The 15,159-nt window shown below is 62.1% G+C and carries 12 protein-coding genes; 3 read left to right on the plus strand and 9 right to left on the minus strand.

What is annotated here, in order from left to right; all coding sequences use genetic code 11:
* Positions 1–121 precede the first annotated feature (121 nt).
* Together ACYVGC_RS07695 and galA are read left to right on the plus strand one after the other, a co-directional pair.
* Positions 122–2,173 carry a glycoside hydrolase family 127 protein gene (locus ACYVGC_RS07695; protein WP_460583225.1) on the plus strand — a complete coding sequence of 684 codons (2,052 nt, stop codon included), beginning with the start codon at positions 122–124 and terminating at the stop codon, positions 2,171–2,173.
* A gap of 430 nt (positions 2,174–2,603) precedes the next feature.
* Positions 2,604–5,498 (plus strand): beta-galactosidase GalA, encoded by a 2,895-nt coding sequence (galA, locus tag ACYVGC_RS07700; RefSeq protein WP_460583226.1) that lies wholly within the window; start codon positions 2,604–2,606, stop codon positions 5,496–5,498.
* Between the two features lie 248 nt (positions 5,499–5,746).
* Here the strand turns inward: galA and ACYVGC_RS07705 are convergent, their stop codons facing one another.
* From ACYVGC_RS07705 to ACYVGC_RS07720, 4 genes are all read right to left on the minus strand, one after another.
* A complete protein-coding gene (locus ACYVGC_RS07705) occupies positions 5,747–6,922 on the minus strand; it encodes an MFS transporter (protein ID WP_460583227.1) in 1,176 nt (391 codons plus the stop codon).
* Positions 6,923–7,071: 149 nt separating this feature from the next.
* The gene (locus tag ACYVGC_RS07710) at positions 7,072–8,046 is read right to left on the minus strand and encodes a glycoside hydrolase family 43 protein (protein ID WP_460583228.1); all 975 of its coding nucleotides are present in this window, start codon (positions 8,044–8,046) and stop codon (positions 7,072–7,074) included.
* Between the two features lie 175 nt (positions 8,047–8,221).
* Positions 8,222–9,364, minus strand: coding sequence for a transaldolase (tal, locus tag ACYVGC_RS07715; RefSeq protein ID WP_460583229.1), 1,143 nt, complete (start codon positions 9,362–9,364; stop codon positions 8,222–8,224).
* A 125-nt stretch (positions 9,365–9,489) separates the two neighbouring features.
* The gene (locus tag ACYVGC_RS07720; protein ID WP_460583230.1) at positions 9,490–10,476 is read right to left on the minus strand and encodes an arabinan endo-1,5-alpha-L-arabinosidase; all 987 of its coding nucleotides are present in this window, start codon (positions 10,474–10,476) and stop codon (positions 9,490–9,492) included.
* Between the two features lie 327 nt (positions 10,477–10,803).
* Here ACYVGC_RS07720 and ACYVGC_RS07725 point away from each other — a divergent pair, with 327 nt between their 5' ends.
* Positions 10,804–11,865 carry a LacI family DNA-binding transcriptional regulator gene (locus tag ACYVGC_RS07725; protein WP_460583231.1) on the plus strand — a complete coding sequence of 354 codons (1,062 nt, stop codon included), beginning with the start codon at positions 10,804–10,806 and terminating at the stop codon, positions 11,863–11,865.
* A 194-nt stretch (positions 11,866–12,059) separates the two neighbouring features.
* Here the strand turns inward: ACYVGC_RS07725 and ACYVGC_RS07730 are convergent, their stop codons facing one another.
* The 5 genes from ACYVGC_RS07730 to ACYVGC_RS07750 form a co-directional block, all read right to left on the minus strand.
* On the minus strand, positions 12,060–12,383 hold the full coding sequence (locus ACYVGC_RS07730) for a hypothetical protein (protein ID WP_460583232.1): 324 nt from the start codon (positions 12,381–12,383) through the stop codon (positions 12,060–12,062).
* 262 nt (positions 12,384–12,645) lie between these two features.
* A complete protein-coding gene (locus tag ACYVGC_RS07735) occupies positions 12,646–12,939 on the minus strand; it encodes a hypothetical protein (RefSeq protein WP_460583233.1) in 294 nt (97 codons plus the stop codon).
* Positions 12,940–13,034: 95 nt separating this feature from the next.
* A complete protein-coding gene (locus ACYVGC_RS07740) occupies positions 13,035–13,382 on the minus strand; it encodes a helix-turn-helix domain-containing protein (protein ID WP_460583234.1) in 348 nt (115 codons plus the stop codon).
* A gap of 20 nt (positions 13,383–13,402) precedes the next feature.
* Positions 13,403–13,648 carry a type II toxin-antitoxin system HigB family toxin gene (locus ACYVGC_RS07745; RefSeq protein WP_460583235.1) on the minus strand — a complete coding sequence of 82 codons (246 nt, stop codon included), beginning with the start codon at positions 13,646–13,648 and terminating at the stop codon, positions 13,403–13,405.
* Positions 13,649–13,780: 132 nt separating this feature from the next.
* Positions 13,781–15,142, minus strand: coding sequence for a transporter permease (locus tag ACYVGC_RS07750; RefSeq protein WP_460583236.1), 1,362 nt, complete (start codon positions 15,140–15,142; stop codon positions 13,781–13,783).
* Positions 15,143–15,159 lie beyond the last annotated feature (17 nt).

The raw sequence follows: 15,159 nt of genomic DNA on the forward strand, positions 1-15,159 counted from the left end.
GGACGATTTTTAGTAATTGAGCACGTGCGTTTACATCCGGCTCCCCTCTTTTTTGGAGAGGGGGTTGGGGGGTGAGGTGCCCCCCGCAGCGGTACAGACCATAAAATTCACACAGTCCACTATGTTTCCCACCAAACCTTTCCTGCTCGCGCTCGGCCTCGGTGCCTGCCTTACTACGCAGGCCCAGCAGCTGGACTATCCCATTCAGGCAGTGCCCTTTACGCAGGTGAAGCTGACGGATAGCTTCTGGCTACCGCGCCTCAAAACGAACACCGACGTGACCATTCCGGCGTCGTTTGCGCGGTGCGAAAGCACGAATCGGGTGAAGAACTTTGAGATGGCCGCGGCCAAATCAGGCAAGTTTGCCACCGTGTTTCCTTTTGATGACACTGACATTTACAAGACCATCGAAGGCGCGTCGTATTCGCTCAGCGTGTACCCCGATGCCAAGCTGTCGGCCTACCTCGATGAGTTGATTGCCAAAGTGGGCGCGGCGCAAGAGCCTGATGGCTACCTCTATACGGCCCGCACCATTGACCCCGCCCATCCGCACCCCTGGGCCGGTAAGGAGCGTTGGGAAAAGGAGCGCGAACTCAGCCACGAGCTCTACAACGCCGGCCACCTCTACGAGGCGGCGGTGGCCCACTACGAAGCCACGGGCAAGAAAACGCTGCTCAACATCGCCCTCAAAAACGCCGACCTGGTGTGCGCGGTCTTCGGCCCTGGCAAGCGGAGCGTGGCACCCGGCCACGAAATTGTGGAGATGGGCCTGGTGAAGCTCTACCGCGTCACGGGCCAGGCTAAGTACCTGACTACGGCCAAGTTCTTCCTCGACGCGCGCGGCCACTACCCCGGCTACGACCCGAAGAGCCCCGATACTTGGAAAAACGGCTCGTACTGGCAGGACGACAAACCGGTGGTGGCCCAAACTGAAGCCGAAGGCCACGCTGTGCGCGCCGAATATCTATACTCGGCTATGGCCGACGTAGCCGCCCTCACTGGCGATAAGCAGATGCTGGCCGCCGTCGATACCATTTGGAATAACTTGGTAGCCAAGAAGTTCTACATAACGGGCGGCACCGGCGCGGTGCCCGGCGGCGAACGCTTTGGGGCCAACTACGAGCTGCCCAATGCCACGGCCTACAACGAAACCTGCGCCTCGGTGGCCGACGTATTCTGGCACGAGCGCATGTTTCAGCTGCACGGCGACGCCAAATACATCGACGTGCTGGAGAAAGTGCTCTACAACGGCCTGATTTCGGGCGTGGGCCTCGATGGCAAGTCGTTCTTCTACAGCAACGCCATGCAGATAAAAAGCCTGGAAAGCTACCACGACACCGAGCCGGCGCGGGCGGGCTGGTTTGAGTGCTCGTGCTGCCCCACCAACCTGGCGCGCCTCATGCCCGCGCTGCCCGGCTACGTGTACGCCCAGAAGGGTAGGAGCCTGTACGCCAACTTGTTCGTGAGTGGCAAGGCCCAGCTGACTATCAACAAGCAGCAGGTTCAGCTCACGCAGTCAACCAATTACCCTTGGGATGGCGACCTGAAATTCACGGTGGACCCCGTCAAGTCGGCTGCCGATTTTGACTTGCTGGTGCGCATCCCCGGCTGGGCCCGCAACGAGGCCATGCCGTCGAGCTTGTACACGTTTGAGCAGCCTTCGGCGCAGGCGGCCACCATCAAAGTCAACGGCAAGGCCACGCCCTACACGCTGCAAAACGGCTACGCCGTGCTCAGCCGCAAGTGGCACAAGCACGACGTAGTGGAGGTAAGCCTGCCCCTGGAAGTGCGCCGCGTGCACGCCAACCCGTTGGTGAAAGACGACCTGGGCAAGGTAGCCTTGCAGCGCGGCCCGGTAATGTATTGCGCTGAGTGGCAAGATAATAACGGCAAGGCTAGCAACATTGTGGTGCCCACGGGCACGGCCTTCACCGCTACGTATCAGCCCAGCCTGTTGCACGGCGTAACCACGCTCACGGCCACCGTGCCCATAGTGCAGATTGCGGCCGATGGCACGTCGGTGAGCACGGTGCCGCGCACGCTCACGGCCATCCCGTACTACGCCTGGGCCAACCGGGGCAAGGGCGAAATGACCGTCTGGTTTCCCGAAAAGCTCACCAGTGTTGACCTGCTCAGCCAGCCCGCAGTGGCCGAGGCGGCGGTGGGGAAATAGGGGCAGTCCTAAGCCCCTTAGAGCAGTTTCCGATTTAGTGTACAGGTCAGTGTAGAACGGAGTGGCACTCCGTTTCTGCGCGTACGCCAAACGGAGTGCCACTCCATTCTACACTGACCTGGAAACCGCTCTAGGAAGAAGCAGTTGCCAGCGGCCCCAGCGGGCGCTTAGGTCACGCAGTGCCTGGACCCCCGCTGGGGCCGCTGCCTAACCGGCCATTGTGATACTGTTTCAGCAAACTTTAGTCAGATTGAGTGCCCTGACTGGGGGGGCTGCCAAGGCAGTTTAGCTTTGTTTGGGACTATGGTAGCTGGCCGCTGGGGAGTTTTGCTGGCTCGCTGGTGCGGTGAGTGGGGCACGTAAGCCCACCCAGCAGAAACCGGCTGGCTGCGACAGGTGCCCATTCCTAAGTGCCACTCTCCGCCCACCCATGCGCCTTCGTCATTTGCTCACGCTGCTCCTGTTGCTGGGCGCGGTTATTCCTTCGCGCAGCCAGGCCGCACCGCCGGCCGGCCGCGAGCACCTGCTCCTGGATTTTGGCTGGCGCTTCGCCTACGGCCATCCTTTCGACTCCGCGCAGGACTTTGGCAATGGAGTGGGCTACTTTTCTTACCTGGCCAAAACCGGCTACGGCGACGGGGCCGCCGCCGCCAACTTCGACGACCGGGCCTGGCGCCAGCTCGACCTGCCCCACGACTGGGCCGTGGAGCAGCCGTTTGCTGAAAAGGCCAGCTTCAGCCACGGCTTCAAGGCCATCGGCCGGCCGTTTCCGAATGCCAGCGTGGGCTGGTACCGCAAGTCGATTGTGGTGCCGGCCAGCGACCTGGGCCGCCGCATCAGCCTCGACTTCGACGGGGTGTTTCGCAACTCTATTGTGTGGGTGAATGGGCACTACCTGGGCACCGAACCCAGTGGCTACCAGGGGTTTCACTACGACATTTCCGACTACCTGCACTACGACGGCAAGCCCAATGTGATTGCCGTGCGCGTAGATGCCACGCTGGAAGAAGGCTGGTTTTACGAAGGCGCGGGCATCTACCGGCACGTGTGGCTGACCAAAACGGCCCCCGTGCACGTAGCGCCCAACGGCACGTTTGTGACCACGCAGCTAACCAGCAACGCGGCCACGCTCACGGCGCAGACTACGCTCGTGAATGGCGGCACTACTGCGCAAACGGTTGATATTGTGCAAGATGTAGTAGATGCTGCGGGCAAAACCGTGGCTACCAGCCCAGTAAGCCAAGTGCGCCTGGCCGGGGCGGGGCAGCAAGACGTCAGCGTGCGCATTCCGGTGGCCGCCGCCCACTTGTGGTCGCTGGAGTCGCCCTACCTCTATAGCCTGGTGACGCGCGTGCGGCAGGGCGGCCAGGTGGTGGACGAGTACCGCACCCGGTTTGGGGTGCGCACCATTCGCTTCGATGCCAATGAGGGCTTCTTCCTCAACGGCCAGCACGTAAAAATCACGGGTACCAACAACCACCAGGACCACGCGGGCGTGGGCACGGCCCTGCCCGACGCCCTCCAGGACTGGCGCATTGCGCAGCTGAAGTCGTTCGGCTGCAATGCCTACCGCACCTCGCACAACCCGCCCACTCCCGAGCTGCTCGACGCCTGCGACCGGCTGGGCATGCTCGTTATCGACGAAAACCGGATGATGGGCATCACCCAGACCAACCTCGGCGACCTGAGGCGAATGATAGTGCGCGACCGCAACCACCCGAGCGTCATCAGCTGGTCGATTGGCAACGAGGAGTGGGCCATCGAGAGCAACGTGCTGGGCGCCCGCATTGGGGCCACCATGCAGGCCTTTGCCAAAACCGTGGACTCGACGCGGGCCATTACGGTGGCCGTGAGCGGGGGCTGGGGCCAGGGCACCTCCACGGTTATCGACGTGATGGGCTTCAACTACATTGGCCAGGGTGATACCGACGCGCAACACGCCAAATTTCCGAACCAGCCCAGCTGGGGCACCGAGGAGGGCTCGACCCACGCCACCCGCGGCATTTACGTGCGCGACAGCGCCCGGCACTACGCGGCGGCCTACGACCAGAAACCCAACCCCAGGTTTTACAGCATTGAGGGCGGCTGGCAGCACTACGCGGCGCGGCCCTACCTGGCGGGCATGTTCATCTGGACGGGCTTCGACTACCGGGGCGAGCCCACGCCGTTCGGCTGGCCGTCCATCACCTCGTATTTCGGCATGATGGACTTGTGCGGCTTCCCCAAAGACAACGTGTGGTACCTGAAAGCGTGGTGGACCACCCAAACCACGCTGCACCTGCTGCCCCACTGGAACTGGCCCGGCCGCGAAGGCCAGCCCATTGCCGTGTGGTCCTACAGCAATTGCGACGAAGTGGAGCTGTTCCTCAACAAGAAAAGCCAGGGCCGCAAGGCGATGCCTAAAAACGGGCACCTCGAATGGCAGGTGCCCTACGCGCCCGGCACCCTGGAGGCCGTGGGCTACCGCCACGGCCAGCGCATTGCCACCGACGTGGTGCGCACTACCGCCGCGGCCGCCAGCATTCAGCTGCTCCCCAGCAAGCCAGCGTTGCAGGCCACCCGCGAAGACCTGGCCGTGATTACGGTGCAGCTCACCGATAAGAACAACCGCCCGGTGCCCACCGCCAACCAGGAAGTCACCTTTAGCTTGAGTGGCCCCGGCCGCATCATCGGGGTAGGCAACGGCGACCCCACTTCCCTGGAGCCCGACCGCTACATCGATAAAATCAGCGTTATTCAGATTGAAAACCTAAAGGAGCGCGCCGCCACCAGCCTGACCAGCGGCCCGGAAACCGCCGCCGATTTCAACGATGCCGGCTGGGCACCCGCCTTCACCGCCCGCCAATACGATGCCGCGCAGTTGGCCCCCACCGCCAAGTACTACGTGACGCGGGGCACCTTCGAGCTGCCGCCAACCTCGGCCGGCGCGCAGGTGACGCTGTTTTACCAGCCCATCGGCCGCGAGCAGACCATCTACGTCAACGGCCGCGCCATTGCCCAAAACCTGACGGGCGAGCAGGCCGTCAAAAACGGTTTGCTCCTGGACGCCTCGCTGCTGAAACCCGGCAAAAACAGCATTGTGTTCGTGGCCACGCCCTTAGTCAAAAACAAGCCCTGGGACGTGCTCAACACCCTGCCCGGTACCATTCAGGTGCGTACCCCGGCCCCGGCCTGGCAGCGCAAAACCTTCAACGGCCTGGCCCAGGTGCTGGTGCAATCCACGCAGCAGGCGGGCGACATCACGCTCACGGCCACCGCGCCCGGCCTGAAAACCAGCGTACTAAAAATCAAGTCGGTGGCCGCGTCCCAGCGCCCGGCGCTCTAGCGCAGCAGTAGTAATGCGTTGTTACGGTAGCTAACCCAAGTGGCGCGCCATGCGCCCCAGTCCGCCGGCGCGAGCCGGCCGACCGGTTGTCGTTGCGCAGCCCGCGCCGGTCAACGACAATCGGTCGGCCGGCTTGCGCCGGCGGACCGGCCAAGCGGCCCCGCAAGAGGAAGCTTGCCTGGGCGGCGCGCTGGTCCGCCGCTTGGGTTAGCTATCACAACAACGCGCTACTCAGAATTCCTTGTTAATTACGCCACCGGCTCGACCTGGCCGGCTGCCACCGGCACCGGATTAGGCAATGAAGCCAGCACGCCAATACCCGTAGCCACGATGGCCACCAGCCCGAAGGCCGTGCGCAACGAGAAAAGCTGCGCCAGAAAGCCAATGAGCGGCGGCCCCAGCAAAAAGCCCAGAAAGCCGATGGTGGACACCAGCGCCAGCGCTACGCCCGGCGACACCGACGTGGCCCGCCCCGCCGAGCTGTACGAGAGTGGCACTACCGAGGCAATGCCGAAGCCAATCAGCAAGAAGCCGCCCACCGCCGGCACCAGGTACGGGAAGCCCACGGCTAGTATCAAGCCACTGACAATGAGCGCACTGCTGATTTGTAGCATCCGCACCGTGCCGAAGCGGTGGGTGAAATAGTCCGACAGGAATCGGCCCAGCGCCATGGTGCTCATGCAGGCCACGTAGCCGGCCGTAACCAGCGCCGCGTCGGGCCGCACCACTTGCTGGAAATACACCCCCGCCCAGTCAAACATGGCCCCCTCGCTCATCATGCCACAGAAGGCGATGAGGCCGATACGCAGCAGATAGGGGTCGGGGTGACGTAGGCTGAAGCCGGGGCCACTGTCGTCAGTTTTGCCCACGTCGCGGCGCAGCGTATTGCCGTGCGCCCAGGCCGCCAGAGCCAGGCACAGCACCAGCACCACCAAAAAGTGCTGGAGCGGCGGCCGGTGCCAGCCAATGAGCGCCGTGCCCAGCGTCCCGCCCAAAAAGCCCGCCAGGCTCCACAGCCCATGAAAGCTGCCCATGATGGGCTTGCCGTAAAACTGCTGTACGCCAATGGCTTGCGTATTCACCGAGATGTTCAGCATGTTGCCCGCGAAGCCAAACAGCGCCAGCGCCGGGGCCAGCGTCCAGAAGCTGCCGGCCCAACCCAGCAGCGGCAAAAAGCAGGCGTAGAGCACCGCCGCCAGCAGCAGCGTGCGCCGGCTGCCCCAGTTCGATACCAGCCAGCCGGCCAGCGGCAGCGCAATCAGCGAGCCCACCGGAATGGCCAGCAGCAATTGGCCCAGCTGCCCCGAGTTCATCCCCAGCTTGGCGCTGATGTCGGGGATGCGCGAGGCCCAACTGGCAAAGCACAGGCCGGGCAAGAAAAAGAAGGCGCTCACCGCCACCCGGCTCTTCGTTGTTGCTGTCATAAAACTTTACATCATGCGGGCCTGCGCCCCCTCAAAATTACCGCCGCCCGCCGGTTTTACCCACCAAAAAACCCACCCCGGCCCACCCGGCCGGGCGGCCAGGTAGGAGTGGGTGGGCTGGAAAGAGCGGGCAAAGCGCCTTATACGGATTACTTGGCCGGGCGAACGCCCTCGCTCGTCATTTGCACGCGCTGGATGGTACCGTCTTTGTTATAGTTCAGGTAATCAATGCATACCGAGCGCCGGAAGCTGCTGCCAGCCGTGTTTATCCCCCCGTTGTGGTAGATGAAATACGACTTGCCCTTGAAGTCGATAATGGCCTGGTGGTTGGTGTTGGAGTTGCCGGCCAGCTCGTTGAGCAGCCCCTTGTACTCCCAAGGACCGTCCAGGCTGCGGCTCATGGCGTAGGCTATTTTCTCCGGAAACTCGGTGGCAAAGCTCAGGTAATACCAGCCGTTGTGCTCGTGCACCCAGGGCGCTTCGGTGAAGCGCGGCAGCCCGGCCACAGTCTGGATGGGGCCATCCAGCTCGGTCATGTTGGCCTTGAGCTTGGCGTAGCGGCACACGGTGTTGCCCCAAAATAGGTAAGCCTGGCCTTTTTTGTCGATAATGACGGTGGGGTCAATGTCGTCCCAGGAGATTTTGCTCTCCGTCATGTCATTGGTAATCAGCGCCGAACCCCGCGCATCCTTAAACGGCCCCGTGGGGTTGTCGGCCACCGCCACCCCAATAGCCTTGCCCGGAATGCTGCCGTGCTCCACCGCCGCGTACCAGTAAAACTTGCCGTTGCGCGCAATCACCTGCGAAGCCCAGGCATCGTCCTTGGCCCAGGCAAAGTCACTGACTTTCAGCGGCGATGGGTGCTCCGTCCAGTTCACCATGTCGGTGGAGGAGAAGCATAGCCACTCGTGCATCACGTAGCGCTCCTGCGGGGCGGGCGCCTCGTCGTGGCCGGTGTAGAGGTACACCGTGCCACCCTGCACCATCGCCGCCGGGTCGGCGGTAAACTTGTTTTTGATAATGGGGTTGCCGCCGGGGGCCGGGGCGGGTGCTTGAGCCCGCGCCGGGCCTGCGGCCAGCAGTAGGCTCAGGCCCGCCGCCAGTTGGGTAAAGAGAATTCTCATTAAGCCGAGTTAATTGATTGACAATTAGAGTTTTATGTAAAAAAACAGAACGTCATGCTGAGCTTGCCGAAGCATCTCTACCACGCCGCTAGGGTTACTAATCCAACGATGCGGTAGAGATGCTTCGGCAAGCTCAGCATGACGTTCTGTTTTTAGGCAGTGATGCGCTTAGCAGTTACGCGGGCTGCTTAGCGCCATCTACGGCCTGCTGGCGCTTTTTCTCCACCGAGTCCATCAGCTTGCCGAAGGGCTCAATGAACTTCTGCACGCCTTCTTTCTCCAGCTGGGCCGTTTGCGCATCAAGGTCGATGCCCACCTTGGACAGGTCGCGCAGCACGGCCTGAGCCTGTTCGAGGCCTTGCTCCAGCGTGTCGGCGGGCTTGCCGCGCTCCTTGAAAATATCCATCGTCTCGACGGGCACCGTGTCCACCGTTTTTGGGCCGATGAGGCTTTCTACGTATTTCAGGTCGTCGTACTTGGGGTTTTTGTTGCCGGTGCTGGCCCACAGCAAGCGCTGGGTATTGGCACCTTTATCGGCCAGAGCCTGCCAGCGCACGCCGGCAAAAATCTCCTTATACATTTGGTACGCCACCTTGGCGCTGGCAATGGCCACTTCGCCAATCAGCGGCTCCGCCAACTGCGCCTGGTCGCCACCGGCGGCCACAATTTTGTCCAGCTGCGGGTCAATCAGCACGTCGATGCGGCTTAGGAAGAAGCTAGCTACCGAGTCGATGCGCTCCAGCGAGTGGCCGGCTTTCACCCGGTCTTCGAGGCCGGCAATGAAAGCTTCGGTCACAGCCTTGTAACGGTCGAGCCCAAAAATCAGCGTCACGTTGATGTTAACGCCTTCCGAGATGAGCGTGCGGATGGCAGGCAGGCCCTCCAGCGTGGCGGGCACTTTTATCATCACGTTGGGGCGGCTCACGGCCTGCCACAGCTGGCGGCCTTCGGCGATGGTGCCTTCGGTGTCGTGGGCCAGCTTGGGTGATACTTCCAAGCTCACGTAGCCATCGCTGGAGTTGTCGTGGCTGTCATACAGCTCCTTAAACAAATCGCAGGCGGCCTGCACATCGGCCACGGCCAGGCCCATGTAAATATCGTCGGCCGATTTGCCCTGCTCGGCCTGGGCCTTGATGGTGTCGTCATAGTCAGCGCTGCCGCCGATGGCTTTCTCAAAAATAGCGGGGTTCGACGTTACGCCGCGCAGGGCGTCTTCGTCGATGCGGCGCTTCAACTCGCCGTTTTGCAGCACTTTACGGCTGATAAAGTCAAGCCACAGGCTTTGGTCGAGGCGGCGAATGTCAACTAACGGATTCATGGCAAAGAAACTTGGGTGAAAAAGTAGGCGGGTGGCCTGGGTCGATAAAGCAAGACCCGGCCACATAGGTACTACGTACAAACCAACAGTTGGGGCGGGCCTAGGGTTGGGCTGCGGGCCGGCGACTAGGGCTTGGCGGCCACGGTGGGCCAGCCGCTGGGGCTCCAGGCCAGCGGCTCGATGCGCAGCTTGGGCCGGCCCTTATCGTGGGCGTCGTAACCGTGAAATATCAGGTAATCAATCTTGTCGAAGGTGGCCACGGCGTTGTGGCCCACCCCAAACCAGTTGGCGTCGCCTTGCAGCACGAGCGTGCCGCCGCCCTGCTCCATGGGCGTGCCGGCCTGGTCGAGGTAGGGGCCCGTAACGGTGCGGGCGCGGCCCACTACCATCTTATAGGTGCTCTGCGGCCCCCGGCAGCAGTAGTCAAACGAGGCAAAGAGGTAGTAATACTCGCCGTGCCGGAAAATGAACGGCCCCTCAATGGCCCCGTCGCCGGGCAGCGAGTCGGTGAGGGCGGCGTTGCGCGGGCGGCGCGCCAGCGTGCGCCACTGCGCGGGCTCGGCCGGTCCGCCAAGGTCGGGCCGCAGCTGCACCAGCTTGAGACCATTCCAAAACGAGCCGAAGGCCAGCCAAGGCGTGCCCTGCTCATCGCGGACGAGGTTGGGGTCGATGGCGTTCCACAGGTCGCGGCCGGGCACCGATTCTATCACGGCCCCGTGGTCAACCCACTTAAAATCAGCCGATTTGGGGTCGAGGGTTTTGTTGGTGGCCAGCCCAATGGCCGAGCGGTTTTTGCCGAAGGTCGAAACTGAGTAGAATAGGCTGTACTGCCCGTTGGCATACGAAATGTCGGGCGCCCAAATGTGCTCCTTAAAGCCCGGCACGTCGTGCTGGGCCCAGGCCGGCGGCGTGGCAAACACGGGCTTCTCGGGCGTCCAGGTCAGCCGGTCTTTCGACGACCACACGGTGATGCCGTTGCCAGTGCCAAACAGGTAATACGTCCCGTTTTGGCGCGTCAGCACCGGGTCGTGGATGGGGATGGCGGGTGGGAGGGATTGGGCTGCGAGCTGCTGGCCGGTAGCCAGCAACGCCGCAAGCAGGAGGTTTTTCATGCCTGAGGTTAGTTTACATAATCGATTGTGTAAACCGCTGGCAAGTACGGAAATATTTAGCAAACTTCAGTAGGAAGCTTTCATTGGCTAGGGTTAATAACAACTTTATTTCAATTACCTAATTGCTTGCCATTGCATTATCGTCCGCATTACCGTACCTACACAAACGTTTGTGTATAGTCCGCTCAGGTATTCGGGGTGGCACCGTATTTTGCACCTGGTTTCCATCAATCGGTCCTATTGCGAAGGGCCTTCTGGAAATTCCCCTAAATTTGTCAGCAGTGCCCGTCCGCATTTTTAGCGCAGCTGGCTGATGTCGCTCTCTCCATGAATTCCCCGAAAAAGCAAGCGCCCGGCGCTTCTCCCGCTGCCGTTTCGATGGCCGACCTGGCTCGCGAGCTAGGCGTATCCATGACCACCGTTTCGCGTGCGCTCAGCGACCACCACAGCATTGGGGCCGCCACCAAGCAGCGCGTGCTCAAGCTGGCCAAGAAGCTCAATTACCAGCCCAACCACCTCGCCGCCGCCCTGCGCAAAGGCCAGAGCCGGCTGCTGGGCGTGGTGGTGCCCTACATCGAAGGCAAGTTCTTTCCCTCTGTTATTCAGGGCATTGAGCAGGCGGCCAGCAAGGCCGGCTTCAGCGTTATCGTGTGCCAGTCGCACGAAGACGTGCAGCTGGAGCGCCGCAACGTCGAAACGCTGCTCAACGCCCAAGTGGCCGGCGTGCTGGTGTCGGTGGCTCGCAATACCCTCGATTACCACCACTTCGACAAGGTGCGCAGCCGGGGCGTGCCGCTGGTGTTTTTTGACCGCACCCCGGCCACCGAGCTGGTCAACTCCGTGGTGCTCAACGACCGCGAGGGCGCATTCCAGGCCACGCGCCACCTGCTGGAGCAGGGCTGCCGCCGCATTGCGCACCTCTCGGGCCCGCCGCACCTCAACATCTACCAGCACCGCCGCCAGGGCTACCTCGACGCGCTGGCCGCCTACGGCATCGCCCCCGACGAAACCCTGATTATCACCTCCGACATGACCACTGAGGATGGGGCCCACGCCATGCGCCAGCTGCTGGCCCTGCCCAATCCCGTGGACGCCGTGTTTGCGGCCGGCGACTCGGCCATCTTGGGTGCTCTACAAGTACTTAAAGGTCAGCGTATTCGCGTGCCGCAAGACGTTGCCCTGGCCGGCTTCAGCAACGAGGGCTTCACGGCCATCACCGAGCCGCAGCTCACCTCCGTAGACCAGCGCTGCGAGGAAATGGGCCAGGCCGCCGTGCGCCTGTTTCTGGAGCTGGCCGCCGCGCCCGACGCGCCCTTTACCCAACGCCAGGTGGTGCTGCAACCCGAGCTGTTCGTGCGCGAGTCGTCGCGTCAGGGCGAAGTGGAATAGTTGTAAGTAATTGATTTATAAATAATTATAAACACTTCGCAAAGAATTTTTTTAGCCCCAGTGGGGCGACACGCTACTATTTGCTCTCTGCGTGTCGCCCTGCTGGGGCTGGCCTGTTCTTCTACAAGTTGCTAGTGACCTGTCGCCCCGCTGGGGCTAAAAAGGCTTTTTGCGTAGGGCATAAATAAGTAAACTCATTTTTTCCTTGCCGGCTTAGGTAAGTTCTGCTTAGGTCGGTACGCTGCCCGAAACAGCCAGCCCCGCTCATTGCCAAGCAGTAAATCTTGGCCAGCCAGAAAAACGACGCTTCCGGCCTGACCCGTGCCGGGTAGCCGGCGGTAGCTTTTCGGCTGGTGAAAAAGCCGGGCGCTGGGCGGCCCCCCAAACAAAAACATGGCCCCGTAGCCGAGCAGCGCCACGGCCTGGCCATCAGGCCGTAGGGCCGCGCCCGTCACAAGCGTGCCGAGGCGCAGGCTATCGCGCAGCGTGGCCACGTGGTGGCCGGGCCGCGCGGGCACCACGTAATAGCGTGTGCAGTGCGCCCGGCTGCGGTCCTTGGTAAACAGGTGCAGCGTGTCGTTGTAAAAAACATCGCCTCACAGTCGAAGTGCCGCCGAGCGGGCGGAGGCGGAAAGGCAGCTTGGTCGGGGTAGCGAAAGGCAATGGTATCGACGCAGAGCGGGCCCGCGCCCGGCGTGACGCGGTAGATGGCCAGGTCGCGCCGGTCGTTGTGGTTGTTGCCAAAGTCGCCTATGTAAAAGCGCCCGGCGGGGTCACGGGTTAGCTCCTCCCAGTCGTTGTTGGCGAGCAGCGCAGGCGGCCACCGCGCCCCGCCAGGTACAGCGTGGCCGCCGTGCCCCCGTCGCCGTGGGTCCACACCAGCCCGGCCGAGTCGCCCCGGGCCAGCCCCGAGCTTTCGGCGATGGGCGCGGGCAATTGTACCAGTCGCGTCACGGCGTAGCGCCCACCCAGCCGCGCAAAGCGCCCGTGGCCGTCGCGTGGCGGTGCCCCCGCCAGCAGCGCGTGCAGAAAAACGAGCACCGGAAATAAGTGGTCGCGTACCAAGTAAAGCATAGGGCAACAGTTGTCCGACCCGTGAAAAGGCCCTGAGCCAGCTTCTGATAGGGTAGTAGTGCTGGCACTTACCCGCCGCACGTTGGTGTGTCGGGCTACGCCGTTTCCAAAATGAAATCGCCCGGAATACCTAGCTTCTGATGCAGGCGCTTCGCCAAATCCAGGTTGATGCGGCGGCCCTGAAACACGTCGCTCAAGCGGGAAGCCGAAATCTCCAGGAGCTCCGCCAGCTTCTTCTTGTTTAGGTGGCGGCGGTACATCTCTAATTCCAGCCGGCCCACGAGCGTTTGAGGGGCTGGAAGGCTGTAGCCCTGCGCCTGTTCATAAGCGGTAATGGCATCGCGGAGCACAGTAATTGCCGCCGCATCGGCCGGCGCGTGGTCGAGTAGCTGCTCAAAAGCGCTCAATGCCTGCTGGTAGTCAGTTTCGGATAGAATAGTCATAATGAGCGGATAAGTGCGGGCTAGATGGTCGCCGCATTGATTTTGCCATACTGTGCGTGCGTACCTACAAACCGAATAAACACCGTACGGCTAGCAAAGTGAATGCGTGCCACCACCCGGTAGTTGTTGCCCCGAATGTTGAATACGTACCTCCCGTCGGCTACGTAATCAGCAGTGTTGAAATTACGTATCACTTCGGCGTGGCGGCCCCAGTTGCATTCATTCACAAAGGTGTACCAAGCACTCAATGCTTCGCGGGCGTCCATGTGTTTCTCCCAAAATTCACGCAGCGGTTTTTGGGAAATAATTACCACGTTTAAAGATACAAGGCAAATTCTAGAAAGTAAAAGTTTATTCCATTTTCTGGAATAGTTAGCCCAGCCTGATTCTAGCCCTGGCTACCCCAGCAGCGGTAGCACCCAGTCGAGCAGGAGCACGCCCAGCAGGCCCACTACCGACACAATGGTTTCCATGGCTGACCACGAGCGCAGCGTGTCCTTAATAGACAGGTTAAAATACTCTTTAAACAGCCAAAAGCCGCCGTCGTTGAAGTGCGAAAACAGCAGGCTGCCCGCCCCAATGGCCAACACCATCAGGTTAGGGTCGGCGGGCGAGTGGGCCATGGTGGGCAGCATAATGCCCGCCGCCGTGAGGCCCGCCACCGTAGCCGAGCCCAGGCACACCCGAATAATGCCCGCAATAAGCCAGCCAAGCACCAGCGGCGGCAGCCCGGTATGGCTCAGGCCGGCCGCAATCTGGCTGCTGGCTCCGCTGGCCACCAGCACTTCCTTGAGCGCGCCCGCCCCACCAATGATGAGCAGGATGGGGGCCACGTCGCGCACGGCGGCGGCGTAGGCCTCCATAATTACCGCCCGGCTCTTGCCCAGGCTGGTACCTAGGCTGAACGTGGCCACCACCAGCGACAGCAGCATCACCACGCCGGGGTCGGCCAAAAAGCTGAGGGCCGGGGCCAGCGGCCCGCTAGCTGGCAGCACCGCCCGCAGCCCCAGCACCACGCCCAGCACCAGCACCGGCAGCAGCGACGACAAAAAGCTATTGAGCCGCCCCGGCAGCGCGCCAGCCGGCACCGGCTCGGCCACGAACGTGGCCAGCGGCTGCGACACAATGCCCTTGAGCGTGCGCGTATATAGCGGCCCGGCAATGATGATGGCCGGCACCGCCACCAGCAGCCCGTACAAAAATGTGCGGCCCATGTCGGCGTGAAACTGCACCACCAGCGCCGTGGGCGAGGGGTGCGGCGGCAAAAAGCCGTGCAGCACCGACAGCGCCGCCAGCATCGGCAGGCCCACGTACACGGCCGGCAGCCGGTACTGGTACACCACCGAAAATATCAGCGGCAGCATCAGCAAAAACCCCACGTTGTAAAATAGCGGAATGCCCACGATGAAGCCCGTCACCATCAGCGTCCACTGGATGTGCTTGGTACCGAAGGCGTTGATGAGCGTGGCCGCAATCTGCTGGGCGGCCCCGCTGTCGGCCACCAGCTTGCCCAGCATGGCCCCCAGCACCACCACCAGCGCCACCGAGCCCAGCGTATCGCCGAGGCCCTGCTGCACGGCCGCCATCACCCGCGCCGGTGCTAGCCCCAGCGCCAGCCCCGCCGGAATGGTCACCAGCAAAAACGCCAGAAACGCGTTCACTTTTCCCCAGCTAATGAGGGCGATAAGCGCCAGCACTGCCAGCAGAATAATGAGGAGCGTCATGGGGTGGCGGTGGGTGGGAGAGAAGAGGAACAGCAAAGCCTAGCCAGCGCGAG

This window comes from Hymenobacter arcticus (genome assembly GCF_054779975.1).

What these genes read in the sequence shown, in the direction of transcription:
- galA (WP_460583226.1), top strand. Translation starts at nt 2,604, where the DNA reads ATGCGCCTTCGTCATTTGCTCACGCTGCTCCTGTTGCTGGGCGCGGTT.
- ACYVGC_RS07740 (WP_460583234.1), bottom strand. Translation starts at nt 13,382, where the DNA reads ATGACTATTCTATCCGAAACTGACTACCAGCAGGCATTGAGCGCTTTT.
- ACYVGC_RS07745 (WP_460583235.1), bottom strand. Translation starts at nt 13,648, where the DNA reads ATGGACGCCCGCGAAGCATTGAGTGCTTGGTACACCTTTGTGAATGAA.
- ACYVGC_RS07695 (WP_460583225.1), top strand. Translation starts at nt 122, where the DNA reads ATGTTTCCCACCAAACCTTTCCTGCTCGCGCTCGGCCTCGGTGCCTGC.
- ACYVGC_RS07735 (WP_460583233.1), bottom strand. Translation starts at nt 12,939, where the DNA reads ATGCTTTACTTGGTACGCGACCACTTATTTCCGGTGCTCGTTTTTCTG.
- tal (WP_460583229.1), bottom strand. Translation starts at nt 9,364, where the DNA reads ATGAATCCGTTAGTTGACATTCGCCGCCTCGACCAAAGCCTGTGGCTT.
- ACYVGC_RS07705 (WP_460583227.1), bottom strand. Translation starts at nt 6,922, where the DNA reads ATGACAGCAACAACGAAGAGCCGGGTGGCGGTGAGCGCCTTCTTTTTC.
- ACYVGC_RS07710 (WP_460583228.1), bottom strand. Translation starts at nt 8,046, where the DNA reads ATGAGAATTCTCTTTACCCAACTGGCGGCGGGCCTGAGCCTACTGCTG.
- ACYVGC_RS07720 (WP_460583230.1), bottom strand. Translation starts at nt 10,476, where the DNA reads ATGAAAAACCTCCTGCTTGCGGCGTTGCTGGCTACCGGCCAGCAGCTC.
- ACYVGC_RS07725 (WP_460583231.1), top strand. Translation starts at nt 10,804, where the DNA reads ATGAATTCCCCGAAAAAGCAAGCGCCCGGCGCTTCTCCCGCTGCCGTT.